The sequence below is a fragment of the Agromyces sp. NPDC055658 genome, assembly GCF_053618155.1.
The window spans coordinates 158,698-185,370 of record NZ_JBSHHD010000001.1 but is presented as its reverse complement, the minus strand read 5'-3'; the positions used below and the strand labels follow the sequence as shown (position 1 = coordinate 185,370).

At 73.9% G+C, this 26,673-nt stretch carries 20 protein-coding genes; 4 read left to right on the top strand and 16 right to left on the bottom strand.

Annotation, left to right across the window (positions count from 1 at the left end):
• Positions 1-6: 6 nt before the first annotated feature.
• From ACWGPE_RS00850 to ACWGPE_RS00835, 4 genes are all read left to right on the top strand, one after another.
• Positions 7-906 carry an ATP-binding cassette domain-containing protein gene (locus ACWGPE_RS00850; protein WP_231429073.1) on the top strand — a complete coding sequence of 300 codons (900 nt, stop codon included), beginning with the start codon at positions 7-9 and terminating at the stop codon, positions 904-906.
• Positions 903-1,748: an ABC transporter permease subunit gene (locus tag ACWGPE_RS00845; RefSeq protein ID WP_231429074.1), complete on the top strand. Its 846-nt coding sequence runs from the start codon at positions 903-905 to the stop codon at positions 1,746-1,748. The genes ACWGPE_RS00850 and ACWGPE_RS00845 overlap by 4 nt, the downstream gene beginning before the upstream one ends.
• The gene (locus tag ACWGPE_RS00840) at positions 1,749-2,900 is read left to right on the top strand and encodes a winged helix DNA-binding domain-containing protein (RefSeq protein ID WP_452047906.1); all 1,152 of its coding nucleotides are present in this window, start codon (positions 1,749-1,751) and stop codon (positions 2,898-2,900) included.
• A gap of 472 nt (positions 2,901-3,372) precedes the next feature.
• Complete coding sequence (locus tag ACWGPE_RS00835) at positions 3,373-3,756, top strand: DUF1304 domain-containing protein (RefSeq protein WP_452047905.1); 384 nt, start codon at positions 3,373-3,375, stop codon at positions 3,754-3,756.
• 31 nt (positions 3,757-3,787) lie between these two features.
• Here ACWGPE_RS00835 and ACWGPE_RS00830 read toward each other — a convergent pair whose 3' ends face one another.
• From ACWGPE_RS00830 to hemQ, 16 genes are all read right to left on the bottom strand, one after another.
• Positions 3,788-4,402: a hypothetical protein gene (locus tag ACWGPE_RS00830; RefSeq protein ID WP_452047904.1), complete on the bottom strand. Its 615-nt coding sequence runs from the start codon at positions 4,400-4,402 to the stop codon at positions 3,788-3,790.
• The gene (locus ACWGPE_RS00825) at positions 4,399-5,220 is read right to left on the bottom strand and encodes a PP2C family protein-serine/threonine phosphatase (protein WP_231429078.1); all 822 of its coding nucleotides are present in this window, start codon (positions 5,218-5,220) and stop codon (positions 4,399-4,401) included. The genes ACWGPE_RS00830 and ACWGPE_RS00825 overlap by 4 nt, the downstream gene beginning before the upstream one ends.
• Before the next feature lie 14 nt (positions 5,221-5,234).
• Positions 5,235-6,740, bottom strand: a complete 1,506-nt coding sequence (locus ACWGPE_RS00820; RefSeq protein ID WP_452047903.1) for a DUF5684 domain-containing protein — start codon at positions 6,738-6,740, stop codon at positions 5,235-5,237.
• Complete coding sequence (locus ACWGPE_RS00815) at positions 6,737-9,307, bottom strand: transglutaminase-like domain-containing protein (protein WP_452047902.1); 2,571 nt, start codon at positions 9,305-9,307, stop codon at positions 6,737-6,739. Before ACWGPE_RS00815 ends, ACWGPE_RS00820 begins: the two co-directional genes overlap by 4 nt.
• Positions 9,304-10,692 carry a DUF58 domain-containing protein gene (locus ACWGPE_RS00810; protein WP_231429081.1) on the bottom strand — a complete coding sequence of 463 codons (1,389 nt, stop codon included), beginning with the start codon at positions 10,690-10,692 and terminating at the stop codon, positions 9,304-9,306. Before ACWGPE_RS00810 ends, ACWGPE_RS00815 begins: the two co-directional genes overlap by 4 nt.
• Entirely contained in the window at positions 10,689-11,654 is a 966-nt protein-coding gene (locus tag ACWGPE_RS00805) for an AAA family ATPase (RefSeq protein ID WP_231429082.1), read from the bottom strand. Before ACWGPE_RS00805 ends, ACWGPE_RS00810 begins: the two co-directional genes overlap by 4 nt.
• Positions 11,655-11,709: 55 nt before the next feature.
• Entirely contained in the window at positions 11,710-17,682 is a 5,973-nt protein-coding gene (locus ACWGPE_RS00800) for an Ig-like domain-containing protein (protein ID WP_452047901.1), read from the bottom strand.
• Entirely contained in the window at positions 17,682-18,821 is a 1,140-nt protein-coding gene (locus tag ACWGPE_RS00795; RefSeq protein ID WP_231429084.1) for a serine/threonine-protein kinase, read from the bottom strand. Before ACWGPE_RS00795 ends, ACWGPE_RS00800 begins: the two co-directional genes overlap by 1 nt.
• A 228-nt stretch (positions 18,822-19,049) precedes the next feature.
• On the bottom strand, positions 19,050-19,430 hold the full coding sequence (locus ACWGPE_RS00790; RefSeq protein ID WP_231429085.1) for a hypothetical protein: 381 nt from the start codon (positions 19,428-19,430) through the stop codon (positions 19,050-19,052).
• A gap of 109 nt (positions 19,431-19,539) precedes the next feature.
• Complete coding sequence (gene hemL / locus ACWGPE_RS00785; protein ID WP_275506005.1) at positions 19,540-20,871, bottom strand: glutamate-1-semialdehyde 2,1-aminomutase; 1,332 nt, start codon at positions 20,869-20,871, stop codon at positions 19,540-19,542.
• Positions 20,868-21,866 (bottom strand): porphobilinogen synthase, encoded by a 999-nt coding sequence (gene hemB, locus ACWGPE_RS00780; protein WP_231429087.1) that lies wholly within the window; start codon positions 21,864-21,866, stop codon positions 20,868-20,870. Before hemB ends, hemL begins: the two co-directional genes overlap by 4 nt.
• Positions 21,867-22,016: 150 nt before the next feature.
• A complete protein-coding gene (locus ACWGPE_RS00775; protein WP_231429088.1) occupies positions 22,017-23,012 on the bottom strand; it encodes a DMT family transporter in 996 nt (331 codons plus the stop codon).
• Between the two features lie 46 nt (positions 23,013-23,058).
• On the bottom strand, positions 23,059-23,859 hold the full coding sequence (locus ACWGPE_RS00770) for a uroporphyrinogen-III synthase (protein ID WP_231432205.1): 801 nt from the start codon (positions 23,857-23,859) through the stop codon (positions 23,059-23,061).
• 14 nt (positions 23,860-23,873) lie between these two features.
• Positions 23,874-24,833 carry a hydroxymethylbilane synthase gene (gene hemC, locus ACWGPE_RS00765; RefSeq protein ID WP_231429089.1) on the bottom strand — a complete coding sequence of 320 codons (960 nt, stop codon included), beginning with the start codon at positions 24,831-24,833 and terminating at the stop codon, positions 23,874-23,876.
• Complete coding sequence (locus ACWGPE_RS00760; RefSeq protein WP_452047900.1) at positions 24,830-25,909, bottom strand: ferrochelatase; 1,080 nt, start codon at positions 25,907-25,909, stop codon at positions 24,830-24,832. Before ACWGPE_RS00760 ends, hemC begins: the two co-directional genes overlap by 4 nt.
• Positions 25,909-26,646, bottom strand: a complete 738-nt coding sequence (gene hemQ, locus ACWGPE_RS00755; RefSeq protein ID WP_231429091.1) for a hydrogen peroxide-dependent heme synthase — start codon at positions 26,644-26,646, stop codon at positions 25,909-25,911. The genes ACWGPE_RS00760 and hemQ overlap by 1 nt, the downstream gene beginning before the upstream one ends.
• Positions 26,647-26,673: the final 27 nt, after the last annotated feature.

Genomic DNA, 26,673 nt, shown 5'->3' with positions numbered 1-26,673 from the left:
GCGCGCATGGCCGACGGCATCCCCATCGAGATCACGGGTCTGACGAAGCGCTTCGGCGCGGTCACCGCGGTCGAGGACCTCGGGTTCACGGTGCAGCCCGGCAAGGTGACCGGCTTCCTCGGGCCCAACGGCGCGGGCAAGACCACGACCCTGCGCGTGCTGCTCGGGCTCGAGCGACCCGACGCCGGCACCGCGACGTTCGGCGGCACGCCCTACGCGGCGCTGCCGCGCCCGCTCGAGACCGTCGGCGCATCGCTCGACGCGAGCTTCCACCCCGGCCGGTCGGCCCGCAACCACCTCCTCGTGTACGCGACGGCGGCGGGCATCGACCGCTCGCGCGTGCCGGCGGTGCTCGCCCAGGTGGGCATCGCCGAGTACGCCGACCGCCGCGTCGGCGGGTACTCGCTCGGCATGCGGCAGCGCCTCGCGCTCGCGTACACGCTGCTCGGCGACCCCGGCGTCTTCGTGCTCGACGAGCCGATCAACGGGCTCGACCCCGAGGGCATCAAGTGGATCAGGGGCTTCCTGCAGGCGCTCGCCCGCGAGGGACGCACCGTACTCGTCTCGTCGCACCTGCTGAGCGAGGTGCAGCAGTCGGTCGACGACGTCGTGATCATCTCGAAGGGCCGGCTCGTGAAGCGCGGCACCCTCGCGAGCCTCGAGCTCGACGCGGCGCCCCGCACCATCGTCGACTCGCCCGACCGGGCGGCGCTCGTGGCGGCGCTCGACGCGGCCGGGCTCGAGTACACCGAAGGGCGCGGCGGGCTCATCGTCGCCGAGCCCGATCCGGCGCGCGTCGGGCACGCGGCCTTCGTCGGCGGCGTCGAGCTCAGCGCGCTGCACCGGCTGAAATCCGGGCTCGAGGAGTCGTTCCTGTCGCTCGTGGGCGGGGGTGACGAGTCGTGAACGGCTGGAACGCGATCGGCGCCGAGTTCCGCAAGGTGTTCACCACGCGGATGTGGTGGCTGCTCGCGATCATCCTCTTCGCCTACGTCGGGGTCACGGCCGGCGGACTCGGCGCCTTCCTCGGCTGGGCGACCGCGAACCCCGAGGCGGCCGCCGAGGCGAGCGGCGGACCGGGCGGCGGCGCGGTCGTTCCGCCCGGCACCGAACTGGCACCGCTCATCTACAGCTTCGCCTCGTCGATCGGGTACGTGTTCCCGGTGCTCCTCGGCGCGCTCGCGGTCACGAGCGAGTACCGGCACAAGACGCTCACGCCGACGTTCCTCGCAGCGCCGCACCGTCAGGTCGTGCTGTGGTCGAAGTTCGCGACGCAGATCGTCATCGGCGCCGGCCTCGGCGTGGTCGCGTTCGCCGCCTCGGTCGGCGCCGGAGCCGCGGCGCTCGCGGGCTTCGGCCTCGACACCGGCCTCGACTCGTCGGACACCTGGGCCCTCATCGGCCGCGGCGTGCTCGCCCTCGCACTCTGGGGCGGCATCGGCGTCGGCCTGGGCGTGCTCGTCGTCAACCAGGTGGCGGCCATCGTGATCGTCATCGTGTTCGCGCAGTTCATCGAGCCGATCCTGCGCATCGTGGCCTCGCTGAGCGAGGTCACGGCCGCGATCGGCAAGTTCCTGCCGGGCGCGGCGAGCGACGCCCTCGTCGGGGCGTCGTTCTACACGATGGCGACGCCGGGCGGCACCGCCCAGTCGCTCGAGTGGTGGCAGGGCGGGCTCGTGCTGCTCGGCATCGCCGTCGTCGCGACCGTGATCGGCGGCGCGACGACCTGGCGGAGGGACGTGACGTAGGTGCTCGCCGCCGAGCTGCGCTCGCGGCGCCTGTTCGCGCAGGGCCTGCGCGGGCCGGATGCCTCGAGGCCGGCGCCCACGACGGCCCCCGAGGTCGTGCGGCGTGCGCTCGCGGTGCAGGCGCAGGAGTACCTGCCCGCGCAATGGGGTCTCGCGCAGCGCATCGCGCCCGACGGTCGACCCGACGCCGCCGCGGTCGCCGCCGCGATCGATCGCGGCGAGATCCTGCGTACCCACGTGCTGCGCCCGACCTGGCACTTCGTGGCGCCCGACGATGCACGATGGCTGCTCGAGCTGTCGGCGCCCCGGGTGCGCCGGCAGATGGCCGGCACGATCCGCAAGGCCGGATGGGACGGCGAGGCCGGCACACGGGCGGTCGACGTGGTGGCGCGCTCGGTCGCGGGCGGCCACCGCACGCGCGGCGAGATCGCCCAGGAGCTCGAACGGGCCGGCCTGCCGACGGCGGGGCTGCTCTTCGTGCTGCTCATCGCCGAGCTCGAGCTCGTCGCGATCTCCGGTGCGAGCGCCGGGCGGCAGCGCACGTACGCGGCGTTCGACGAGCGGGTGCCCGCCGCGGCGCCCCGCCCACGGGAGGAGGCCCTCGCCGAACTCGTGGACCGCGCGCTCTCGACCCGGGGCCCCGCGACGGTGCGCGACCTCGCCGCCTGGTCGGGCTCGACGCTCGGCGACGTGCGGACGGCACTCGCCGCGGCATCCGAACGCAGCCGGGGCCGGATCGAGCGGTTCGACGACGACGAGGAGGAGCTCTGGCACGACGCCGAGGTCGCGGCCGCCTGGTCGGCACGGCCCGCGGCACGGGCCGCGCACGACGACGACGGGGAGCGGGTCGACCTGCTCCAGGGCTACGACGAGTACATCATGGGCTACGCGATGCCCCGCGCGTACCTGCAGCCGCCCGGCGTCGAGGCGCCGATCATCCCCGAGTTCCCGCTGCACGCGATGCTCGCCGGCGGCGTCATGGTCGGCCGATGGGCGCCGGTCGTGCAGGGCGGGCGGGCGACGCTGCGCGTGCTGCCGTGGCGGGTGTTCTCGCGCGGCGAGCGGCGCTCGCTCGACGCGGGCCTGGCCGAGGTCGGCGCGTTCCTCGGAATGTCGACCGACGTCGCCTTCGAGCCGATGGGCGGGGAGTGAGCGTATCGAGACGGTCGCATCCGGGAAGACGAGCACGGCATGCGGCCCGCGGGCAGGGCCCCGACCCGGTCGATGACGTGTTCGCCGAGGAGCGCACGATCGTGCAGATGAACTCGACGCCCTCGCCGACATCGCCCGGCGCTCGTTGGGCGCGAATGACGGGCACCGTTGCGGCGGGTGCGCGTGGCCCGGGTGCACAGGGCCACCGTCGCACACCCAGCCGGATCGCATCAAGTGGTGGAAGCGCCACAAGGGCACGACCGATCTCGACAACGGGATCATGCTCTGCTCCCACCATCACCACCGCCACCCGACCCCGCAACCCACCTCGCAACAGACGCAGCCTGACGTCGACACCCGCTCGGTACGACCGGCATGCCTGCGCGCCGGTGCCGCCCCAGATCCGTTCATCGCGGTGCGGCTCCACGCGCGGCGCCCGCCACGAGGCATCCACTGCGCGTACGATCGCGGCATGGCCGCCGTCATCGGAACCGTCTTCGTCGCCCTCGCCGCCCTCCTGCACGGCTACGTCTTCTTGATGGAGAGCGTGCTGTGGACGCGCCCGTCCACCTGGAAGCGGTTCGGCGTCGCCGACCAGGCACAGGCCGACGCCACGCGCCCGATGGCGTACAACCAGGGGTTCTACAACCTGTTCCTCGGCGTCGGCGCAGCCCTCGGGCTCGTGCTGTACTGGGCCGGCGCGATGCCCGTCGGCAAGACGCTCGTGCTGTTCACCACGGCGTGCATGTTCCTCGCGGCGGCCGTGCTCACGACGACGGGTCGCGGCTATCTGAAGCCGGCGCTGATGCAGGGCACGCTCCCGCTGATCGGCTTCGTGCTGTTCGCCTTCGCCTGAGGCGGAGCGCACCGCCGGAGCGAGGGACCGGTCAGCCCAGCAGCTCGCCGAGCACGACGAGGGCGACGGCCGTGAGCCCGCCGACGGCGACGAGGCACGCCCCCGCGAAGACGGCGATCGCCGCAGCGGCGCTGCGTCGCGTCCGGCGGCGCACCGACGGCAGCGGGCGGTCGGTCGCGCGAGTGGCCGGCGGTCCGTCGGCGAACCGCGGCGGCGCGGGCGGTGCGGATGCCTCGAGCTCGCGCACCTCGTAGCGTTCGAGCGGGCCGGGGCCGGCACCGGGTTCGGCGGTGCGCAGCACGTCCTCGGCGACCGGGGCGGGGGCCGGGCGGCGTCGATCGCGACGGCGGGGCGTGTTCATGACCGGCTCGCCGTGGGTGAGGCGCTGCTTCACCTGGTCGCCGCGCTCGACCACCCGGGTGGCGTCGTCGGAGTCGGCCGGGCGCACGACGACCGTCGCATCGTCGGCGGCATCCGCCGCATCGGCCCCGGGAGCCGCGGCATCGGGATGGCCGCGCTCGACCACGATCGTCGCGTCGGGATCGCCGGCCGCCCTGATGACGACGGTGGCGTCCTCGTCGTGCCGGTCGGCGATCACGCCGTCGACGTTCAGGTCGGTGTCGTTCAGGTCGGTGTCGTCGCTCATGAGCGTCCCCGCACCGGAATCGTGGTCTCGTCGTCGACCTCGGGCCCCTCGGGCGGTGTCGGTCGCGGCAGCCCGGTCGTGGCGTCGCCCTGCTCGTCGATGCCGCCCGAGACGACGTCGACCACGACGACCGTGATGTTGTCGCGACCGCCGGCCTGCCGGGCGCGCTGCACGAGTGCGGCCGCGGCCGACTCGGGGCGGCCGCTCATGGTGAGCGTCGCCCGGATGCCCTCGTCGCTGACCTCGCCGGTCAGCCCGTCGCTGCAGATGAGCAGCCGTTCTCCGTTCACCACGGGCAGCAGCCAGCTGTCGGCGGTCGAGTCGGGTGCGCCGATCGCGCGCGTGATGACGTTGCGCCGTTCGAACGTCGCGAGGTCCTCGGGCTGCATTGCCCCGCTGTCGACGAGCTCCTGGCCGAGGGAGTGGTCGACGGTCAGCTGCTCGAGCACGGTGCCGTGATGGCGGTACACGCGCGAGTCGCCGACGTTGAACACGAGCCATGCGGGTTCGCCGTCGTCGTCGACGAGGGCGATGCCGGCGACCGTCGACCCGGCGCCGCGGGCCGTCGTCGCGGCGACGGCGGCGACCGCGTCGCTCGCCGTCGCGAGGGCCGAGCGCACGTCGGTGACGGTCGCGAGCTGCTGTCCGACGACGTGCTCGCGGAATGCCGCGACCACCGCGGCGCTCGCCCGGTCGCCCGCCTCGTACCCGCCCATGCCGTCGGCGACGACGTAGACGGGCCATTCGGCGAGGGCGGCGTCCTCGTTGGCGCGCCGGACGAGCCCGACGTCGGTCGCGGCGGCGGCGGAGAGGATCACGGCACGAGCGTCGGTCATCGGCCGCCCGCGGTCTCGTCGACGCGCTCGAGCCGGACGCCGAGCGTGCCGAGCACGAATCGGTCGCCCACGGGCGTCGGCACGCCCGCGTCGATGAGCTGGTCGACGCCCGAGCCGTCGGGCACCATCACGCCGTTGGTCGAATCGAGGTCGGTGATCGCCCACTGCTCGCCCTCGAGGCGGAGCACGGCGTGGGTCTTCGACAGCGTGCGGCTCGGGTCGGGCACGACGAGGCGCTGCTCGCCCGTGAGCGCTTCGCGCGGGTTCCGGCCGAGCACGACCACGACGGCGTCGAGCGAGAGCGGGGTCCCGTCGTCGAGCACGAGGCGCCACGGCACGGTCGGCCGCCGGGTGACGACGACCGTCCGGTCGAAGGGGTCGTCCTCGCCGTCGCCCGTGACGATCGTCTCCGCGTCGGCGGGGTCGTAACCGGCGATGGGCGTCGCGGCGGCTGCGGCGAGGCCGGGCGGCGGCGCGACCGGCAGCCCCGGCAGAGGAGACGGCACGGGCCCCGCCGCCGCAGGCGGGGCAGGGGCCGCAGCAGGCGTTGCCGGGGCCGCAGCAGGCGGTGCCGGGGGCGTCGCGGCGGGCGAAACCGGCGTCGCCGCGGGCGGCGGCATCACCGGCGCCGGCGGCAGCGGCTCGATGCGTCCGGGAATGCGTGCCGGCTCGGCGGGCGCAGCGGCGGGTGCGGGGGGCGCGTCGCTCGGCGGGGCGAAGAGCGACGACAGCGCCGCGGCGCCTCCGGTCGCGCCGGTTCCGCCCGGCTCGGCGGAGGCCGGCGGCGGCACGGCCGGGCCGGCGACCGTCGCGGAGCCGGGCACGGCAGCTGCAGGCGGCGCGGCGTTGGCGGGTGCCGCCCACGAGGCCGGCGGCGCGGTCTGCACGGGCGCCGCGGGCTGGACGGGCGCCGCGGTGGGCGCCGGCGGAACGATCGGCGCCGGTCCGGCCTGCTGCTGCGCCAGGAACCATCCGTCGGGAGCGGCCGGCGCAGCGACCGGGGTCGACGGCGCTGCCGCGGCCGGCGCGGGCGCGCCCGGAGCCGTGCCCGCGAGCGGTCCGGTCGGAGCGACGGGCGGGATCTCACCGGCCGGCGTGCTCCGCACCGGCATACGACCCTGCTCGGGGTCGGGCGACGGGCCGAACGCGAGCACGGTCGCCCACACCGGCGGCAGCAGCACGCCGAGCACCGTCGTGCCGATGCCCCGCCAGCTCTGCTGGCTGATGCGGTGGAGCGCGAACACCTTGAACACGATGCCCACGATCTGCGCGAGCGGCACGTAGAGCAGCAGTGCGAGCCACGGCTGCTGGCCGCCGATCTTGAAGAGCTGCATCTCGTTGTACACCGGCACCCACGCCGACCATGCGGGCTGGCCGAAGCGCTTCAGCACCTTCGCGAACATCACCGCGTACCAGACGTACACGCCGACGGCGACGAGGAAGGAGATGCCGAGCATCATGAGCGAGAGCGCGGCGAGTTGCTGCGTGTCGGCGTTGGTCATCGTGCGGGCTCCTCGAGTGATGCGCGAGCAGGTCGGAACGGGTGGAAGAGTGAGGCGAGGGACAGCCTCGCGGAAAGTCGGCGTCGAGCGCGAGCAGCCGCGCGGAGCTCGCGCCGTTCGGTGTCGACGATCGCCCACGCCGCATCGGCGTCGGAGGCCGACGGCGGGTCGCCGGCGAACACCGCGCGGGCGACCAGCGAGGCGAGCGAGACGGCCGCAGGACGACCGGCTGCGCGGGCGGTGTCGGCGCGGACGGCGCGCTCGGAGTCGATCACGCCGTGGTCGATGTAGAGGTCGACGAGATCGTCCCACGCGCCGACGATGCGCACCTCGGGTACCGGGTCGTTGCGACGCCGTCGCGTGCGTGCCCCCTTCACGACGAGCAGCACGATCAGCGGGAGCACGAGGAACAGTGCGGCGGCGACGCCGAGGCCGACCCAGCGCAGCGTCGCGAACAGCGACGAGCCGAACACCGCGTCGTCCTTCGGCGGCGCCGCGGCGGCGTCGCTCGACTCGCTCTGCGCCGACGGCGGATCGACGGTCGCGGTGTCCGGCCGATCGGGTGTCGTCGGGTGCTGCGGCAGCTGCTCGCCCTCCTGGATCAGGCTCGGCGCGACCTCGAACTGCGGCGTCGCGTCGACGGGCACCCAGCCGTCGGTGCCGCTGCTCGACACCTCGGTCCACACCGTGAGCGCACCGCCCCTGCAGACGTCGGTGCAGGTCGCGACCCCCGGCACCTCATCGGCACCGGGCAGCCGGAACCCGAGCACGACCCGCGAGTCGTAGCCGAGGGCGCGGGCGATGAGCGCGGTCGCGACGGCGAACTGCTCGTCGTCGCCGATCCCGGCGACGAGGGCCGCGTCGGAGGCCTTCGGACCCGCCAGACGCTGCTGGTCGACGAGTTCGGTGAAGAGCGCCTCGATGCGCGCCTTCGAGTGACCCGAGTAGCTGGGCAGGAAGGAGTAGCCGCCGCCGAGCTGCCCGATCCAGCCCGCCGCGTCGGGACCGTCGACCGCCGAGTGGCTCAGGTAGCCGCGGGCGCGGAGGCGCTGCACGAGCTCGGTGAAGCCCGACGCGGAGTTCGGCTGGGCCTGCAGCTCGAGCCACGCCGACAGCGCCGGGTACTCCTCGAGGTCGAGCTGCGCGCTCGCACCGGGCTCGCCGAGCTGCGCCGCGACGGTGTCGGGCGCCGCGACGAGGTCGTACACGTCGCCCGGCGCGAGCCCTCGCGTGACGCTCGGAGGCGCGGCCGAGGCATCCGGGATCCTCGCGATGCTGATGGCGGTCGATCCGTCGGCCGACCGGTGGAAGCCGTCGTCGAGCGCCGACTGCCGCGCCCCGCCGAAGTCGGGCGCGGCACGCAGCCCGAGCGGGGCGGGCACCCAGATGCCCGCGTAGCCGTCGCCGACGGCGACCTCGAACGCGACGTCGCCGGGCGCACGCACCGCAGCACGCGGCAACCGGCTGAACCGCGACGCCGCGCCCTCGGTCGCGACGTGGAAGGTCTCGCCGTCGTAGTCCTCCAGGGTCGCCAGCCGCAGGCGCTGCACGCCCGTGGTGCTGCCGTCGAGTTCGAGCCACGTCTCGTCGATGCGGTCGGCGCCGAACGCGGCGCGGTAGCTCGCGAGCGGGGTGGCGGTCTGCCGCACGACGACCTCGGGCTCGACCCGGTCGCGGAGCGCCGTGCGGTCGGCGAGCGAGGCGGCCGCGGGCGTCGCGACGGCACCGGCGACGAGCGCCAGCACAACGAGCACGCCCGCGAGTCCGCGCCGGCGCCAGGCCGGCCAGCCCGACAGGCCCGCGCGCTGCACGGTGCCCGCGGTCGCCCGGCGCAGTGCGACCGCCCGGATCGAGCGCGACCGCAGTAGCAGCCAGACCAGCGCGGCGACGAGTCCCCCGATGCCGACGAGCAGCTCACGGGGGGCGGGCACCGACACGGGCCCGATCACGAGGGGGTCGCTGAGCGTCGACGACCCGAAGGCGAGACCGAAGCCCGACATCGCGAGTCCGACGATCACGGCGAGCGGCGAGGTGCGACGGTCGGGCACGACCAGGAGCGTCGCGACGAGCGTGCCGACGAGCATCACGACCAGGAACGGCACGAGCACCGCCTGGTACTCGCCGAGCGGCAGCGAGAGGGTGAGCAGCTGCTTCCAGCCGACGACGACGCCGACGAAGCCGTCGCGGATGCCTCGCAGCCAGCTGGGCGCATCGGCCATCGCCGACGGGATCGCGACCGGCACGACGACGATCGCGTACGCCGCGGCGGTCGCGAGCACGACGACGATCGCCTTGACGACGCCGTGCAGCGGCAGGGCGCGGGCGAGGGCGGCGAGCCCGAGTCCCGCGAGGATGGCGACGACGGCGACGACGAGCATGCGCACCGAGGCGTAGACCGGCCAGGCGGCGACGGTCGCGAGCAGGCCGGCGACGACGACGTAGCCGATGCCGAGCGCGGTTCGCGTCGACTCGCGGTCGCGTGCACGTGGCGCCGCCCGCGCGCCGGCCGGTGCCGCGGCGGAGACCGCGGAGGTGGCAGCGGTGCGGGGGCCGTTCGCGTCGGTCATCGCACCGCTCCCCTCGCGAGCAGCTGCGGAAGGTCGCCGAGCTCGCCGAGCGTGAGCACCGTGAGCTCCCTCGAGCGGCGCGCACCGGGCTCGGCGCCCGGCTCGCAGCGCACCGCGACGACCGTGATGCCCGGCGGCAGGGTGATCGCGGCCCGACGCAGCCGCTGCAGCGGCACCTGCGAGCCGGTCACGAGGAACGCGATCGAGAGGTCGCCGAACGACTGGGCGACGAGGGCCGCGACCGATTCGAGGCGGATGACGCGTGCACCCGTTCCGGCGGCGGAGCCGCCCTCGAGGCCCGACATGCCGTCGAGCAGCACGCGGGGCGTGACGGTCGGCAGTGACCGCATCGACTGCACGGCGCCGCGGTCGGCGGTGTCGAGCCAGGCGCTCACGCCGACGAGCACGTCGCGACCCTCGTGCACGCCCTGCACGCCGAGCGAGGCGGCGGCGCTGACGGCGGTCTCGAACTCGTCGTCGCTCGAGTAGCCGTCGAGGTCGAGGTCGAGCAGCACGGCGATGCGGGCGTGGCGCGACTCCTCGTACTGGCGCACCATGAGCTTGCCGGTGCGGGCCGTGGACTTCCAGTGCACGTGCCGCTGCGAGTCGCCGACCACGTACTCGCGCACCGCATGGAACGACAGGTCGGCGTCGACGAGCTGGTTCGACGGGGCGCCCTCGAGGTCGCGGATGAGGCCCGCGCTCGACGGCGGCAGCGCCACCGTGACCGGGTGCACGTGCACGCGCTGCACCTCGGGCCAGCTCATCTCGCGTCGCAGCACCCGCAACGGGTCGCCGCGCGAGACCGTCATCGGGCCGACGTCGATGATGCCCCGGCGCTGCGCCGCGATCACGAGCTCTTCGCGGTGATGCCCGCCGCCGCGCAGCAGCGGGATGTGCGCCTCGACGAGGCCCTTGCCGACCGGGATGTCGACGACGCCCGGCAGCGACGGCCGCGACCCGCTGTTGACGAGGTCGAGGGTGCCGCGGATCTCGGAGCCGGCGACCACCCGGTCGCGGTCGAGCTCGAGCTTCACCCGGTAGTCGTGCGCCCCGAGCAGGAACGGCACGCACACGACGAGGAGCGTCGCCGCCATCACCGCGACCACCCAGGCCTCGAACCACCCGAACACGGCACCGCAGGCGATGCCGGCGACGACGAGCCCCGCGAGCAGCATCCCCGCCGGTGAGACCGTCTCCCGCACCCACTCGACGGCGCGCAGGACCGCGCCGCCCGCCCACCGCGCGCCGCGGCGCAGTCGCGCCGCACCCTCGGCCACGGGGCCGCGGCGCGTGCGCGAGAGCCTCGTGACCGTCGCGCCACGCGTCGAGGTGAGCGTGTCGGCGGTCGCGGGCTTGTGGAGGAGATCGGTCGGTTCGGTCACGCCACGCCGTTCTCCCGGGGCGCCGGCACGTCGAGCAGGATCTGGTTGACGACGGCGATCGCGGTCACCCCGTCGAACTCGGCCTCGGGCTCGAGCACGAGGCGGTGCGCGAGCGCGGCGACGGCGAGCTCGCGCACGTCGTCGGGGGTCGCATACGTGCGGCCCGCGGCCGCGGCCCAGGTCATCGCGAGGCGCGACAGCGCGATGGCACCGCGCACGCTCACACCGAGGCGCACCTCGCTGGCGCGGCGGGTCGCGTCGACGATGCGCATGATGTAGTCGGAGACGAGCGGGTTCACGTAGACCCCGCGGCTCAGCTCGGTCATCGCGACGACCGTGTCGGTGCCGACGATGCCCTCGAGGCGCGGCTTCGGTGCGCCGACCGCCTGCAGGATGCGCATGGTCGAGGCCTCGTCGGGGTAGCCGATCGAGGTCTTCACGGTGAAGCGGTCGAGCTGCGCCTCGGGCAGGCGGTAGGTGCCGCCCTGCTCGATCGGGTTCTGCGTCGCGATCACCATGAACGGATTGCCGACCGGGCGGGTGACGCCGTCGATCGTGACGTTGCCCTCCTCCATGACCTCGAGCAGCGCCGACTGCGTCTTGGGGCTCGCGCGGTTGATCTCGTCGGCGAGGACGATGTTCGCGAACACCGGGCCGGCGTGGAACTCGAACTGCCCGGCCTTCTGGTCGTAGACCGTGATGCCGGTGACGTCGCCGGGCAGGAGGTCGGGCGTGAACTGGATGCGCGAGCTGGTGCCGTGGATGGTCTGGCCGATCGCGCGGGCGAGCGCGGTCTTGCCGGTGCCGGGGGCGTCCTCGAGCAGCACGTGGCCGCCCGAGATCGCCGTCGCGAGCACGAGCTCGACGACGTGGCGCTTGCCGAGCACGGCCTGCTCGACGTTGTCGGCGATGAGCGAGAACGTCTCGGCGAACCAGGCGGATTGCTCCGGGGCGATCGTCACGGTGGTGTTCCTCTCGAAGGGCGGTCGGGGATGTCTCGGGGCTGGTGCTGCGACGTCAGGGCGCCGGCGCCTCGGGCGTCGGGGTCGGCGTCGGCGTCGGCGTCGGTTCGGGCGGCGGGCACAGCTCGCCCGTGCGCGGGATCGGATCGAGCGCGATGAACGCGCCGGTGAACACGAGGTCGTACGCGACCGCGAGCGGCGCGTTCGTCGGGTCGGTCTGGCGCCAGTTGCGGATCTCGTACGAGCCACGCGCCGCGTCGGAGACGGTGACGCCGATCTCGTCCTGGCTGGGGATGCAACCGGTCGCGAAGTCGACCGTGACCTCGGTCGGCGCGGTCTTCGCGACGATGGCGACGTCGCCGGAGCACTTCGTGTCGAACCACGACCGCTTGCAGGTCCTCACCTTGACGTCGCCGGGCGTGCCCCACGTCTCGAGCACGAAGTCCTCGCGCCACTCGCCGTACATGTAGAAGTACGGGGTGAACCCGTTGTCGGCCTCGACGACGGGCGCCTGCTCGAGCCGGTACTCGAAGTGATCGCCGCCGCCGGCGGGCGCCGTCGCGACCGTGTAGGTCAGCGTGCCGCTCGGCGGGTCGACGTCGTGGATCGTGTCGGCGCGCACCGTCTCGGTCTCGACGACGCCGTACCCGTTCGAGGCGCAGGCCTTGATGTAGTAGCGCTGGCTGTCCTGCAGCCCGGCGATCGTCGACGAGCTCGAGACGACCTCTGCGCCCGAGGTCTGGAGCCCCCCGTCGCCGTCGGCCCAGCACCGCGCGTCGCCCCGCTGCCATGCGAGGTACACGAGCTCCGACGCACGAGCGCTGTGGTTGGCGTCGAGGCCGACGCCCGTCACGAGGATCGAGGTGTTCGACGCCGCGGCCGCCGCGATGCCGTTCGGGTTCAGGACGGGCGACCCGGCCGCCGTGATCGGCACGACGGCGTTGCCGCCCTCGTTGCCGCCGCGGCCCGTCGGGGGCTCGTAGATGCTGATCGGCACGAGCGTGAGCATCTGCGGGCCGGGCACGAGCGTGAGCTCGGTCGTCGTGGTCGCACCACGGCGGTCGATGACCTGGCCGGTCTCCTGCACCCGGAACGAGCGTGCATCGCGCTCCGCCGAGATGCGCAGCTCGACGACGCCCGTGTTCGGACCGGTCGTGCCCTCTCGGTAGACCGGCGACGCGGAGGCCGCGGAGATGACGGGGGCCTTGTAGCTCCACGTCTCGACGGGGCTCGTCGCGGTCGAGACGCCGACGCTGTTGACCGCGCGCGCCGCGAACCGGTGCCGTTCACCGGGTGTCAGCCCGCCGACCGTGCACCACCACACCCCGGGGGCGCCCGGCTTGCAGTCGGCGCGCACGGCGCGCTCGCCCTCGAGGATCTCGACGCCGATGACCTCGGGGTGGGCGCGCAGCGCCTCGCCGAGCGAGACCTCGAGCGTCACCGAGTTCGCCGTGTAGTCGGCGGTCGACACCGACGCGGGCGCCTGCGGCAGACCGAGCAGGTCGACCGTCAGCCGGCCGTCGCCCGAACGGCCCTGCGCGTCGGTCACCGAGAACGGCACGACGCACTCGCCGCCGAACGCATTCTTGCCGGTCGGCCAGGTGACGGTGACCGAGCGGTCGTCGACGGCCCGGATGCTCGCGACCTGGCAGCTGTTCGCGCCCGACCCGAGGCCGGCGAGCTTGAGGCCCGCGCCCGTCTTGCCCGAGAACGGGTCGTACTCGCCCGGCACGCCGACGACCGCGATCGTGCACGAGGCGCCCTCGCCGACGGAGCACTGCTGCGTGAAGACGGCGCCGCGCGGAGTGTCGGGCGGCGCCTGGCCGACGACGAGCGTGATGGCCGAGGTGAGCCCCCCGAACGCGCTCACGCTGACGGTCGCGGTCTCGCGGGTGCCCGGGCGGGCATCCGCGTGCGCCTCGAAGGTGACGCCGTCGCCCTTCTGCTCGACGGTGAACGCGCTGCCCGAGTACGAGATCGAGTAGTCGAGCTTCGCGCGGTCGCCCTCGCGGCCGCCCTCCCACGTCGTCATCTCGTCGTAGAGGGCGACGCTCTCGGAGGCGCCCGGCGCCACCGTGCGGCTCACGGCCGAGAGGATGGCCTGCGGGTCGCGCGGCACGATCGCGATCGGGACGCCCACCCACGACCAGCTCTTCTGGCCGTCGAGGCGCACGGGCACGAGGCAGTGGTCGCTCCACGGTGCGTCGCGCCCGGCCGTGTACTCGGCACCGCCGCCCGCGACCGGGCGGCAGGTCGCGTTCGCGCGCTGGACCGTGTACCCGTCGGTGCCGACCTCGGCCGAGTCTCCGGGCGCGAGGTCGAGCAGTTCGCGCACGTCGAACGAGACCTTCGCGTCCTCCTTCACCTCGAGGTCGTCGAGGTCCCCTCGCAGTTGCACGCGGAGGTCGTCGGTCGCGGGCACGACGAGGAAGCCGAACGCCTCGGCGTCGCGCCCGGCGCGGTCGGCGCCGTGCACGCGGAACGGCACGAGCGCGCCCCCGTCGGGCAGCGGCCCGATAATGCGGTGCCCCTCGACCCGGAACCCGGAGGGCGCCTTGCCCCACAGCTCGAGCTCGAGGGCGGCGAGGTCGCCCGAGGCCCAGGTGACATGGCCGGCGATCACGTCGAGGCCCTTCTCGGGCAGGTCGGCGCGCGAACGCGCCGTGACGACCGTGTCGGCGACCACGGGTGCGTCGGGCGACTCGCCCTCGGTGACCTTGACCACGATGAGTCCCTCGGCCGTGCTCGAGGTGCGCTCCGATCGCACGGTGTAGCGATACGAGTTGGAACCGGCGACGTCGCCGGGGTGCAGCACGACGCGACCGGCGGCGGGATCGGTCGACGGGTCGATGAGCGCGGCGAGCCGGTCGTGCTCGGGGCTGCCCTCGGGCGCGTTCGGCACCACCTTGACGAGCTCGAGCTCGCCCTGGGCGGGGTCGAGGTCGTTGCCGGCGGGCTCGACCGTGACGGGCGACGCGGCCGACTGCTGCACGCGCACGTAGTCGCTGAACGTCACGGGTGCGGCGTCGGTCACGGCGGCAGTGAGCACGCCGACTCGCACGCGCCCCTCGCCCTCGGAGCCCGAGGCGTCGCGCACGGTGTACTCGAACGACGGCTGGCCGTCTCCGGTGCCGTTCTCGGGCGCGGTGTAGACGATCGCGTCGCCCTCCGCCGAGATGGTCGCGATGCCGAGGCCCGCCTTGGGCTGGGCGACGCCGACGAGCACGGTGCGGTCGCCGTCGGGGTCCATCCCGGTCGAGGGCACGGGGATGCGCACGCTCTGGCCGCTCAGCACGCGGGCGACGAGCGGGTGCGGCTCGGGCGCGCGGTTGGCTCCGTCGGGCAGCACCGTCACCGTGACGGTCGAGTGGTCGAGGCGCTCGGGCGCCTGCGCGAGCCCGACCGCGTAGCCGAGCTCGTAGGTGCCGGGCGTCTTGGGCGCGAGGTAGCGCACCTCGTCGCCCGAGGCGAAGGCGAGCTCGCCGTCGGCGCCCGAACTCGACACCTCGGGGTGCACGACGAGCGCCTCGGCGCGCGGGCTCACGTCGTTGTCGGTCACGGGGATCGAGATGAGCTCGCCGACGCGCATCGTGACCGTGTCGGGCATCGCGATGGGGCTGATTCCCGCCGAGGGCGCGACGAGGAACACGCTGAGGTCGCCGGTCGCCGTCGCACCGGCACCGTCGGCGACCGTCACCTTCGCCCGGCCGACGAGGCCCGGCTCGCCGTTGCGGGTCACGCCCGTCACCCGCACCTGCGACTGGGCGACGACGCCGACGCCGAGCTCGGGGCTGCCCGACACCGCGCCGGTGACGACGAGCACGCGACCGCTCGTGTTCTGCGCCGCGCCGAGCACGTCGACCATCGTGTCCTCGCCCGCACGCACGAACGCCGTCATCGGGGCGAGTGCGACGGGCGCACCGGGAGCTGCGACCGTGACGCGGATCGTCGCGGTCTGCTCGGCGCGGGTCACCAGGTCCTGCACGGTGAACGTCGCGAGGTAGGCGCCCGGCTTCTCGGCCGAGAGCTCGACCTCGCCGGCGGCGGCGTTCGGCACGACGACGAGCCCGGCGCCTGCGGCCGCGGCCGTGGGAACGGCGTCGAGCAGTCGCAACGAGCCGGAGCCGCCGCTCACGTGCTCGGCGATGTCGACGATCGCCGTCTCGCCGGCACCCGCGGTCACCGCGACCGGCGCGACCTCGAGCGAGGCGCTCGTGGTGACGCGCACGTCGAGCGTGGCCTCGGTCGCCGCGCCGTTCACGTCGGCGACGGTGAGTCGCACCTGCACCTTCTCGGCGGCGGCGTTCGGGTCGGTGTGGCGGATCGCGACGCGACCGTCGGCCATCGGCACGACCGTCACCGGTGCGCTCGCGTCGACGGGCTGGGCGTCGGCGAGCACGAACGCGTCGCCCTCTGGGTCGACCCAGCCGGGCAGCACCGACACGAGCGCCGTGCCGCCGGGCATGAGCTGCGGCTCGGGCCAGGTCTGCAGGCAGTCGTCGACGCCGCACCAGACCGGTGCGGAGTTCACGTCGGAGGGCACCACGGTGAGCGTGACCGTCACGGGCGCCGAGCTCGCCGACCCGTCGGTCACCGCGTAGGTGAACGTCGTCGACCCCGACTCGGCGCGCACCCGCACGGTCGGCGTCTGGTCGTTCGAGGTGAGCGCGAGCTCGCCGAAGGCGGGGTCGGCGAAGCCGCCCGTGATCGACGCGGGGTCGACCGTGAGCACGTCCTTCGCGTTGGGGTCGTGGTCGTTGTAGAGCACGGGGAGCTCGACCTGCTGGCCCGACCGCACGCCGAAGCTGTCGGCCACGGCGACCGGCGGCTCCTGGCGGGCGAGGTCCTCGACCTCCTCAGTGCCGACCCGGTCCTCGATCTCGTCGTCGAGCTCCCATTGCTCGAGCGGCACCACGCGGCCGTCGGGCACCGTCCAGACGATGCCCGACGAGGTCTCGTTGAGCACGGCTCGGTCGCCGTTGCCGCGAAGCACGGGGGTGAGCGACTGCGGTCCCTCGCCGGCGGCCTCGCCCTCGGGCACCTCGAGCGGCACCGTCTCGCCACCGCTCGACGTCCACACGGCCCCGCCGTCGGTCGAGAGCCAGGCCGCCACGAGCTCGTCGCCCACGAGGATCGGCTGGGCGGGCGCCCCGCTCGCCTCGACCACGCGATCGGCGTCGCCGCCGTCGAGCGGCAGCTCGACGAGGCCGGCCGAGTCGGCGACGTGCACGGATGCCTCGGGGCCGGAGCCCTGCTGCAGGCGCGCGTCGGGCGCCACGTCGAGGGCGACCGGCGCGTCGCGCCCCGACAGCCAGACGCGTCCGTCGGCGGGGTCGAGCATGACCCAGCGTTCGCCGAGCACGGTCAGCTCGAGGGACGCGTCGGCCGCGGGCGGCTCGGGCACCCCCAGCTCGCCGCCGGTGAACTCGCCCGCCGACGCGTCGTAGAGCCGAACGGCCTCCTCGCGGGCCGAGTACATCGCGATCAGTCCCGCCGACGACACGCCGACGGCGGTCGCGGCGTACGTCTCGTCGCCCTCGCCGTCGCCTCCGTCGTCGCTGCGAGCCTCGGCGTAGGGGTCGACCGGGAAGGCGTCGTCGCCGTCGATGCGCCCCGCGTGCACGGTACCGGTGTCGGTGCGGTAGGCGACCCAGTCGCCCGCCGTGACGACGTCGCGCGTTCCGGTCGGCGTGGGCACCGAACCGCCGCCGTCCTCAGCGACGAGGTCGACGGGTTCGGCGGGGTCGATCGCCCAGCGCTGCCGCAGGCCCTGGCTGTAGATCGCGGCCGTCGAGCCCGACTGCACGACGGTGCTCGGGTCGTCGACGTCGCGTACGAGGTCGATCTCGGCGAGGTCGGTGTTGACGCGCGCGTACTGGCCGGCGTCGCGCGTCACCCAGATCGAGGTCTCGAGTTGGGGCACCTCCTGCGCCTCGTAGCCGTTCGCCGTGACCGCGAGCGTGACGACGGTCGCGACCGCGGCGATCCCCGCGATCGAGGCGATGATCGCGCCCCGGCGGCCCGCCATCAGATCGCCCCCGACAGGACGAGCCCGGCCGCGGCCAGCCCGATGACGACGACGGCCGAACCGACGCCGATGAGCAGGGGCTTCCACACGCCGCCGCGCGCCCTGGCGGGTGCGAGGCCGCCGTCGTCGACGCGCGGTCCTGAAGGGCGCGCCGCGGCGACGGCGGCCGCCCGGCCCGCCCGACGAGAGTCGGGGTTCACGGTGGTGACGACGGGGCCGCGCTCCGAGGCATCCGCGAAATCGAGCGGCGCCGCAGCCGCCCACTCGGGCGACGCGACCTCGAGGCTCGTGGGCGCGACGCCCAGCTCGTACTGGGCCCAACGCAGCGCCTCGCCGAACTCGGCCATCGTGCCGTAGCGACGAGCCGGGTCGCGCTGCATCGCCGTCGAGAGCACGGTGTCGATGCGGGCCGGCACCCCGCGCGGGGCGAGCGGCGTGAACTTCGCGCCGAGCACGCGGCGCGAGAGCTGATCGACGGTGTTGCGGCTGCGATCGGGCAGCTCGAACGGGCTGTGGCCGGCGAGCAGCGTGTAGAGCGTGGCACCGAGGCTCCAGATCTCGGTCGCGACGGTGCCGGTGGTGCGTTCGCCGAGCACCTCGGGGGCGCTCCACGGGATCGACATCGCGAACGTGTCGCCCGTGCCGTCGTCGCTGATCGCGCCCGCGATGCCGAAGTCGGCGAGCACCGGGGCGCCCAGCGAGTTGACGAGCAGGTTCGAGGGCTTGATGTCGCGGTGCAGCAGGCCCGATCGGTGCGCGGTCTCGAGGGCGCCGGCCATGCGCACGCCGATGTCGAGCACCTCGCCGACGGGCATCGGGCCGCGCTTCGAGCGGGCGCCGAGCGATTCGGGGCAGTACTCCATGACGAAGTACGGGCGGCCGTCGGCCGAGATCGAGGCCTGGTAGATCGTGACGATCGAGGGGTGGGCGCTCAGCCGGGCCATCGCGTCGGCCTCGACCGTGAACGAGCGGCGGGCGTCGGGGTCGACGACGTCGACGAGCAGCACCTTGACGGCGGTGACGCGGCGGGGCAGGTCCTGCTCGTAGAGGAACACGTCGGCGAAGCCCCCGGTGCCGAGGGGTCGCACGTAGCTGTACCCGGAGAGCACGGGTGGTGCCGAGGGCAGGCGTTTCGCCACGAGCTGCGCCCCTCCTGCCAGCTGTTCGGGTCACCGGCGGGGCCGGTCGGGTTCGGGTGACGGACGCCTCGCCGAGACCGCCGACGGCGACGAACATCCCCCGGACGGCGGCGCGGCAGGGCCGCGGCATCCGGGGGACATCCTAAACGAGGGCGGTCGTGCCGCCGAATCCGGGCGCGACGAGATGACGCGGGCGCGCCACGACCGGGTCGCCGAGCCTCGCGGCGACTACTCGCCGGCGCCGTCGGCGGGGTCGTCGACGGGGGTGAGTCGGAGGCGGTCGATGAGCTCGGCCGCGTGGTTCGTGCTCAGGATGATGCGGGCGAACTCGCCGTCGGCCAGCTCGAGCACGACGGCCTGGCGCTTGCCCTTGACGATCACGAAGTCGCTGCCGCCGTGGTACTTCCACACGCCGACGGCGATGACGAGGGGCACCTCGGTGCCGCGTCGGCGGATGCCGCGGATCCAGATCCACGGGTCGTCGGTGATGGTCGCCGACCGGATGTCGTCGCGCTGCACCACGAGGTCGTCGGCACGGAGCGCGAGCGACTTCTCGGCCGCGGTGAGGTGGACCTCGACCCGGTCGTGATGCACGCGGAGCTTCGCCATACTCCCATCCTGCCCGAAACCTGGGACAACCGCCGGTCGAGTCGCGCCCGACGCCGGAAGAGGTGCATCGCAACCCGCCGCTCAGCGGCCTCGGGACGCTCCTTCGTCGCTACCCGACCGACGGAACGGCGCGTGCCGCAGCCCGAGCCGCGGCCGGCAGCGCCTCGACGATGCGCCCGATCGCGACGTCGTCATGGGCAGCGGTCACGAACCAGGCCTCGAACACGCTCGGCGGCAGCGAGACGCCGGCGTCGAGCATCGCGTGGAAGAACGGGGCGTAGCGCCACGACTCCTGCCGTTGCACGGTCGCGTAGTCGCGCACCTCGTCGCCCGCGACGTCCTCGCCGAACACGAAGCTGAAGAGGTTGCCGGCGCGCTGCACCCGGTGGGCGACACCCTCCGCGGCGAGCGCGGCGGTCACGGCCTCGCTGATCGCCTCGGCCGCGGCATCCAGCCTCGCGTACACCGCGGCGTCGGCGGCGCGCAGCGTCGCGATGCCCGCGGCGACCGCGACCGGGTTCCCCGAGAGCGTGCCGGCCTGGTAGACGGGGCCGAGCGGGGCGAGTCGCTGCATGATCTCGGCGCGGCCGCCGAGGGCCGCGACCGGCATGCCGCCGCCGATGACCTTGCCGAACGTCATGAGGTCGGGCGTGTAGGCGGATGCCTCGTGCCGCGCCTCGACGCCCCACCAGCCGGCCTCCGACACGCGGAATCCGGTGAGCACCTCGTCGCTGATGACGAGCGCGCCGTTGGCGTGGGCGAGGTCGACGAGCGCGCGGTTGAAGCCCGGCGCGGGCGGCACGACGCCCATGTTGGCGGCCGCCGCCTCGACGATGACGGCGGCGATGCGGTCGCCGTGCTCGGCGAACACGGCGCGCAGCGCGTCGAGGTCGTTGTAGGGCACGACGAGGGTGAGCGCGGCGATCTCGGCGGGAACGCCGGCCGAGCCGGGCAGGGCGAACGTCGCGAGGCCCGACCCCGCCTCGGCGAGGAGGCCGTCGGAGTGGCCGTGGTAGTGCCCGGCGAACTTCACGAGCAGGTCGCGGCCGGTGAATCCCCGGGCGAGGCGGATGGCGCTCATCGTCGCCTCGGTGCCCGTCGACACGAGCCGCAGCTGCTCGACCGGTGCGACTCGGCCCTCGACGAGTTCGGCCAGCTCGGTCTCGGCGGGGGTCGACGAGCCGAACGAGAGGCCTCGCGCCGCGGCGTCCTGCACCGCTTGCACGACCCGCGGGTCGGCGTGGCCCAGGATCGCGGGCCCCCATCCGGCGACCAGGTCGACGTACTCGCGGCCCTCGACGTCGGTGAGGTAGGCGCCCTTCGCCGAGACGAAGAAGCGCGGGGTGCCGCCGACCGAGCGGAACGCGCGCACGGGCGAGTTCACCCCGCCCGGGATCGCGGCCTGCGCGCGGGCGAACAGTTCGGCGTTGGTCGCGGTCACGCGGCGTCCCCCTTCCGGATCCACTCGGCCAGTTCGACGGCCCAGTACGTGAGCACGGCGTCGGCGCCGGCGCGCTTGATCGAGCGCACCGACTCGACGACGGCGCGCTTGCGGTCGATCCAGCCGTGCGCGGCGGCGGCCTCGATCATCGCGTACTCGCCCGACACCTGGTACGCCCAGACGGGCACCTCGCTCGCGGCTGCGACGTCGGCGAGCACGTCGAGGTAGCCGCCCGCGGGCTTCACCATGACGACGTCGGCGCCCTCGTCGATGTCGATCATCGCCTCGCGCAGGCCCTCGCGGCGGTTGCCGGGGTCGAGCTGGTAGCTGCGGCGGTCGCCCTCGAGCGTCGACTCGACCGCGTCGCGGAACGGACCGTAGAACGCGCTCGCGTACTTCGCCGAGTAGGCGAGGATCGCGACGTCCTGCCGGCCGGCGTCGTCGAGCGCCTCGCGCACGGCGGCGACCTGGCCGTCCATCATGCCGCTGAGGCCCAGCAGCTCGGAGCCGGCACGCGCCTGGGCGAGCGCCATGGCGGTGTAGCGCTCGAGGGTCGCGTCGTTGTCGACACGACCGCGCTCGTCGAGCACGCCGCAGTGCCCGTGGTCGGTGAACTCGTCGAGGCAGAGGTCGGTCTGCACGACCAGGCGGCCGGCGGATGCCTCGGCGGCGACGCGCGTCGCGACGTTGAGGATGCCGTCGGGGTCGGTCGCGCCCGAGCCGCGGGCGTCGCGCACCGCGGGCACGCCGAAGAGCATCACGCCGCCGAGCCCGGCGGCCGCGGCCTCGTCGACCGCCTGCGGCAGGCTCTCGAGCGAGTGCTGCACGACCCCCGGCATCGAGCCGATCGGCACGGGGGCCGCCGCGCCCTCGCGCACGAAGATCGGCAGCACGAGGTCGGCGGGGTCGAGGCGGGTCTCGGAGACGAGGCGGCGCAGGGCCGGCGTCTCGCGGAGCCGGCGCGGTCGGACGCGGGGAAGGGGCGCGGAACTCACCGGACCAGCCTACGCGCGCCCGGCTGGGCGCACGCTCGACGAGCACGCGCCCCACGTCGTTCGGGCGGGTCGGCGAAACGCGTGAGTCGGGTTCGCGCGCGGGAGTCGTGTTCGAACCCGACTCAGGCGCGCAAAGGTGGTTCGGCGGCGCTATCCGCCGACTCGCGCGCGCGGACGACGCGGCATCGCGAAGATCCAGGCGCCGACGAGCACGAGGGCAGTGCCGACGGCGTGCCAGACGGTGAAGGGCTCGCCGAGGAGCCACACGGCGAACACGATCGTGATGACCGGCGAGACGTTGCCGATGACAGCCGTGCGCTCCGAGCCGATCATGCCGATCGCCGCCGAGATGCAGTACGCGGGCAGCACGGTCGAGACGAGCCCGATCGCGATGACGAGCGGCCACGCCTCGCCGGGAACCGCGAGGTCGGTGATCGGGTGCGTCACCGCGAAGTGCACGACGATCGCGACGCCCGCCCCGCTCATCGCGATCGAGGTGAAGAGCCCAGCCCCCATGCGGTCGATGAGGGGCTTCGCGAGGATCTGGTACACGGCGTACGCGATCGCCGCTCCGAGCACGAGGGTCGCGCCGAGCAGCACGTGGTCGCCCGCGAGGCTCAGGTCGCGCCAGAAGATGACGGCGATGCCGAGGTAGCTGAGCACCTGCCCGACGATCATCACGCGGGTGACCTTGCGGCGGAAGAACACGACGCCGAACAGCACGACGAAGAACGGATAGAGCAGCAGGATCAGCCGGTCGAGCTGCGCCGAGATGTACTCGAGGGCGGTGAAGTCGAGGAGGCTCGCGAGGTAGTAGCCGATGGCCCCCACGCCGGCGGCCTGCAGCGCCGAGGCGACGTCGAGCACCCGCTCCCCCGTCGGCGTGCGGTTGCCCCGGTGGCGGAGCACGCCGACGAGGCCGACCGTCGCGAACACCGGCACGGCGACGATCATTCGCCACGTCAGCGTGGTGAGCGAGTCGACGCCCTCGGCGAGCGCGAGCTTGACGACGATGCCCTTGGTCGCGAACGCGGCGGCGCCGATGACCGCCAGCACGACCCCGAGGGTGCCGACGACGGGCACCCAGCGGCGGCGCGGCCGCGTCTCGAGCGACGTGGATGCCTCGGGCGAGTCGGTCCGCGTCATCGCGTCTCCCGCGGCGACGCAGTGCTGCGAGCCCGCGCTCGGCGCCTCACGCGAGCGCGGTGGCGGCGTCGACGACGGCGTCGATGAGCGACTCGGCCGAGCGCTCGCGGGCGACGACGTCGACCCGCAGGCCGACCTTCGCCGCGTCCTTCTTCGTCTGGGGGCCGATGGCGGCGACGAGGGTCGACTCGGGCAGGGGCCCGAGCTGGTCCTGCACCTGCTCGGCGACGCTGCCCGACGTGACGAGCACGGCGTTCACGCGGCCGGCCCGCACGTCCTCGGCGACCTTGGCCGAGACCGGCACGCCGATGGTGCGGTAGGCGACGACCGCCTCGACGTGGTGGCCCATTCGCTCGAGGCCGATCGAGAGCACCTGCTTGGCGATCGCCGAGCGGAGCGCGAGCACGCGAAGCCCCTTCGCCCCGCCGGTCGCGGCCTCCCATTCCTCGAGCATGCCGCGCGCCGAGTTCTCCTCCGACGGCACGATGTCGGCGTGGTACCCCGCGGCGCCGAGCGCGGCAGCGGTCGTCTCGCCGACTGCTGCGACCTTCGTCGTCTCGGGAATCACGGCGCCGTACGACGAGAGCACGTCGACGGTCGTCGCGCTCGTGATCGTCAGCCAGTCGAAGCCGCCTGCGGCGAGCTTGGCGAGTGCGGCCTCGAGGGCCGGCTGGTCGTCGGCCGGTGCGAAGTTGATGAGCGGGGCGACCATCGGCGAGGCGCCGCGGGCGCGCAGCGCGGCGGCGACGCCGTCGCCCCACGGACCGCCGCGCGGCACGAGCACGCGCCACCCGGCGAGCGGCTTGGCGCCGCCGGCCGACGCGGGCAGGTTGATCGCGCCCGTCATCGGTTCGAATTCGCTCACGGCTGCTCCTCTGGGGGAACGAGGGTTGCGGCGCCGTTGCCGAGGAGTTCTGCGACGACGCGGTCTGCGACGTCGTGCGCTGCGACCGCGAGATCGGCGGCCGAGTGGCTGTCAGGAGTGGTCGCGTGCGAGCTCGTGAGTCGTCGCGTCCCGTCGGCACTGTACACGCTCGCCGTCAGGAACAGAAGTTCGTCCTCGACGAAGGCCGTCGCCCCGACGGGTGCGGCGCATCCGGCCTCGAGCCCGGCGAGCACGAGACGTTCGGCGAGCGCGGTCGCCCGTGACGCACGGTGGTCGATCGTCTCGAGCGCGCGTTCCAGGTCGCGGTCGCCGCGCTCGCGGCGCACCTCGATCGCGAGGGCCCCCTGGCCCGGTGCGGTCGGCCAGTCGCCCAGCGAGAAGTGCTCGGTCGCGACGTCCGATCGGCCGAGGCGCCCGAGTCCGGCGGCGGCGAGGATGACCGCGTCGAGGTCGGCGTCGTCGCCGTGCACCCGGCCCAGCCGGGTGTCGACGTTGCCCCGCAGGTCGACCGCCTCGAGGTCGGGGCGGGCGCCGCGGAGTTGCGCGATGCGGCGCGGCGAGCCCGTGCCGACCCGCGCGCCCTCGGGCAGCTCGTCGAGCGTGAGCCCGTCGCGTGCGCAGAGCACGTCGCGCGCGTCGACCCGCTTGGGCACCGCACCGAGCCGCAGGCCCGGGTGCTCGGCGGTCGGCAGGTCCTTCAACGAGTGCACGACGAGGTCGCACTCCCCCGCGAGCAGGGCCTCGCGCAGGGCCGCGGCGAACACGCCCGTGCCGCCGATCGACGCGAGCGAGGCCCGCGACGTGTCGCCCTGCGTCGTGATCGGCACGAGCTCGATCTCGGCGTTCGCGGCCTTCGCGATGCGCTCGGAGATCTGGCGCGTCTGCGCCATGGCGAGCGCGCTGCCACGGGTGCCGACCCGGATGACGGCGGTCATCGCGACGTCGCCTCCTGGGCGGGATCGAGCACCGCTCCGCCGGCGACGCGCGCGTGGTCGGGCCAGGGGCCGAGGGCGGTGAGGTGCGGGCGCTCGGCCTCGGGCACGTCGTTCACGCGCTCGAGCACGAGGTCGACGAGGCCCGCGACGTACGCGGGGTGCACGCCCGGGGTGGGGACGCGACGGACCTTCAGCCCGTGCTCGCCCGCCGTCTCGACGGCTTCGTTGTCGAGGTCCCACATGACCTCCATGTGGTCGGAGACGAAGCCGAACGGCACGATGACGATCGCGTCGGTGAGCCCGCCGACGGCGAGCTCCTCGATGGCGTCGTTGATGTCGGGCTCGAGCCACGGCGTCGAAGGGGCACCCGAGCGCGACTGGTACACGAGCGACCACGGCGACGACGACGCGGCCGCCTCGTTGATGACCTGCGCCACGGCCAGGTGCTGGGCGACGTACGCCCCGCCCTCGCCCGTGCCGACGCGGTCCTCGAAGCCGGCGCCCGACTCCTGCGACGCGCGCGTCGGGATCGAGTGGGTCACGTACATGATGTGGGTGCGGTCGGCGGCGACGCCCTCCGCGGCGAGCTCCGCCGCGGCATCCCGCACACCCTCGATGAAGGGCTGCACGAAGCCGGGGTGGTCGAAGTACTCGCGCACCCGGTCGATCGCGACGCCCGTGCCCGCGGTCGCCTTCTGGAAGTCCTCGCGATACTGGCCGACGCCCGAGTAGCTCGTGTACGCGCTCGTGACGAGGCCGAGCAGCTCGGTGTGGCCGTTGCGCTCGGCCTCGGCGACGACATCGCCGAAGTACGGCGCCCAGTTGCGGTTGCCCCAGTAGACCGGCAGGTCGATGTCGCGCTTCGCGAGCTCCGCCTCGAGTGCGGCCTTGAGCTGCCGGTTCTGCTCGTTGATCGGGCTCACGCCGCCGAAATGGCGGTAGTGGTGGGCGACCTCTTCGAGGCGCTCGTCGGGGATGCCTCGGCCGGCGGTCACGTTGCGCAGGAACGGGATCACGTCGTCCTGCCCCTCGGGCCCGCCGAACGACGACAGCAGGATCGCGTCGTAGTGCGCCATTACTGCAGGACCTCCACGAGTTCGGCGGTCGAGATGCGTCGACCGGTGTAGAAGGGCACCTCTTCGCGCACGTGCATGCGCGCGTCGGTGGCGCGGAGCTCGCGCATCATGTCGACGAGCTCGGTGAGCTCGTCGGACTCGATCGGCAGCAGCCACTCGTAGTCGCCGAGGGCGAACGCGGCGACCGTGTTCGCGATGGCGCCGCGGAACGAGGCGCCCTTGCGGCCGTGCTCGGCGAGCATGCGGCTGCGCTCGGCGGGGTCGAGCAGGTACCAGTCGTAGCTGCGCACGAACGGGTAGACCGTGAGCCAGCCCTTGGGTTCGAGGCCGCGGAGGAACCCGGGCACGTGCGCCTTGTTGAACTCGGCGTCGCGGTGCACGCCCATGGCGTTCCACGTCGGCAGGAGCGCCTTGAGCAGCCGGGCGCGGCGCAGCTCGCGGAGCGCCCACTGCAGGCCCTCGGCGGTCGGGCCGTGCAGCCACAGCATGACGTCGGCGTCGGCACGGAGGCCGGAGACGTCGTAGATGCCGCGGAGGGTCACGCCCTCGTTCTCGATCAGCGAGATCACGCCGTCGAGCTCGGACACGACGCGGGGGACGTCGTGGCCGTCGAAGTCGTCGGGACGAGCGGGATCGCGGCGGAGCACGGCGAAGACCGTGTACCCCTCGAGCGTCTGCGCTGCGTCGGAATCGGTGTGGAACGCGTCGGCTGCCGCTTCGGCAGCGGGGGAAGACATGTCTCCAGTCTCCCCCTTCCGGAGCGA

Bases quoted from the DNA above. Each gene is read 5' to 3' on its own strand.
- ACWGPE_RS00820 (WP_452047903.1), bottom strand. From the start codon at position 6,740: ATGACCAACGCCGACACGCAGCAACTCGCCGCGCTCTCGCTCATGATG.
- ACWGPE_RS00835 (WP_452047905.1), top strand. From the start codon at position 3,373: ATGGCCGCCGTCATCGGAACCGTCTTCGTCGCCCTCGCCGCCCTCCTG.
- ACWGPE_RS00850 (WP_231429073.1), top strand. From the start codon at position 7: ATGGCCGACGGCATCCCCATCGAGATCACGGGTCTGACGAAGCGCTTC.
- ACWGPE_RS00815 (WP_452047902.1), bottom strand. From the start codon at position 9,307: ATGACCGACGCGAACGGCCCCCGCACCGCTGCCACCTCCGCGGTCTCC.
- ACWGPE_RS00830 (WP_452047904.1), bottom strand. From the start codon at position 4,402: ATGAGCGACGACACCGACCTGAACGACACCGACCTGAACGTCGACGGC.
- ACWGPE_RS00770 (WP_231432205.1), bottom strand. From the start codon at position 23,859: ATGACGGGCGCGATCAACCTGCCCGCGTCGGCCGGCGGCGCCAAGCCG.
- ACWGPE_RS00760 (WP_452047900.1), bottom strand. From the start codon at position 25,909: ATGGCGCACTACGACGCGATCCTGCTGTCGTCGTTCGGCGGGCCCGAG.
- hemQ (WP_231429091.1), bottom strand. From the start codon at position 26,646: ATGTCTTCCCCCGCTGCCGAAGCGGCAGCCGACGCGTTCCACACCGAT.
- hemC (WP_231429089.1), bottom strand. From the start codon at position 24,833: ATGACCGCCGTCATCCGGGTCGGCACCCGTGGCAGCGCGCTCGCCATG.
- ACWGPE_RS00790 (WP_231429085.1), bottom strand. From the start codon at position 19,430: ATGGCGAAGCTCCGCGTGCATCACGACCGGGTCGAGGTCCACCTCACC.
- ACWGPE_RS00775 (WP_231429088.1), bottom strand. From the start codon at position 23,012: ATGACGCGGACCGACTCGCCCGAGGCATCCACGTCGCTCGAGACGCGG.
- ACWGPE_RS00800 (WP_452047901.1), bottom strand. From the start codon at position 17,682: ATGGCGGGCCGCCGGGGCGCGATCATCGCCTCGATCGCGGGGATCGCC.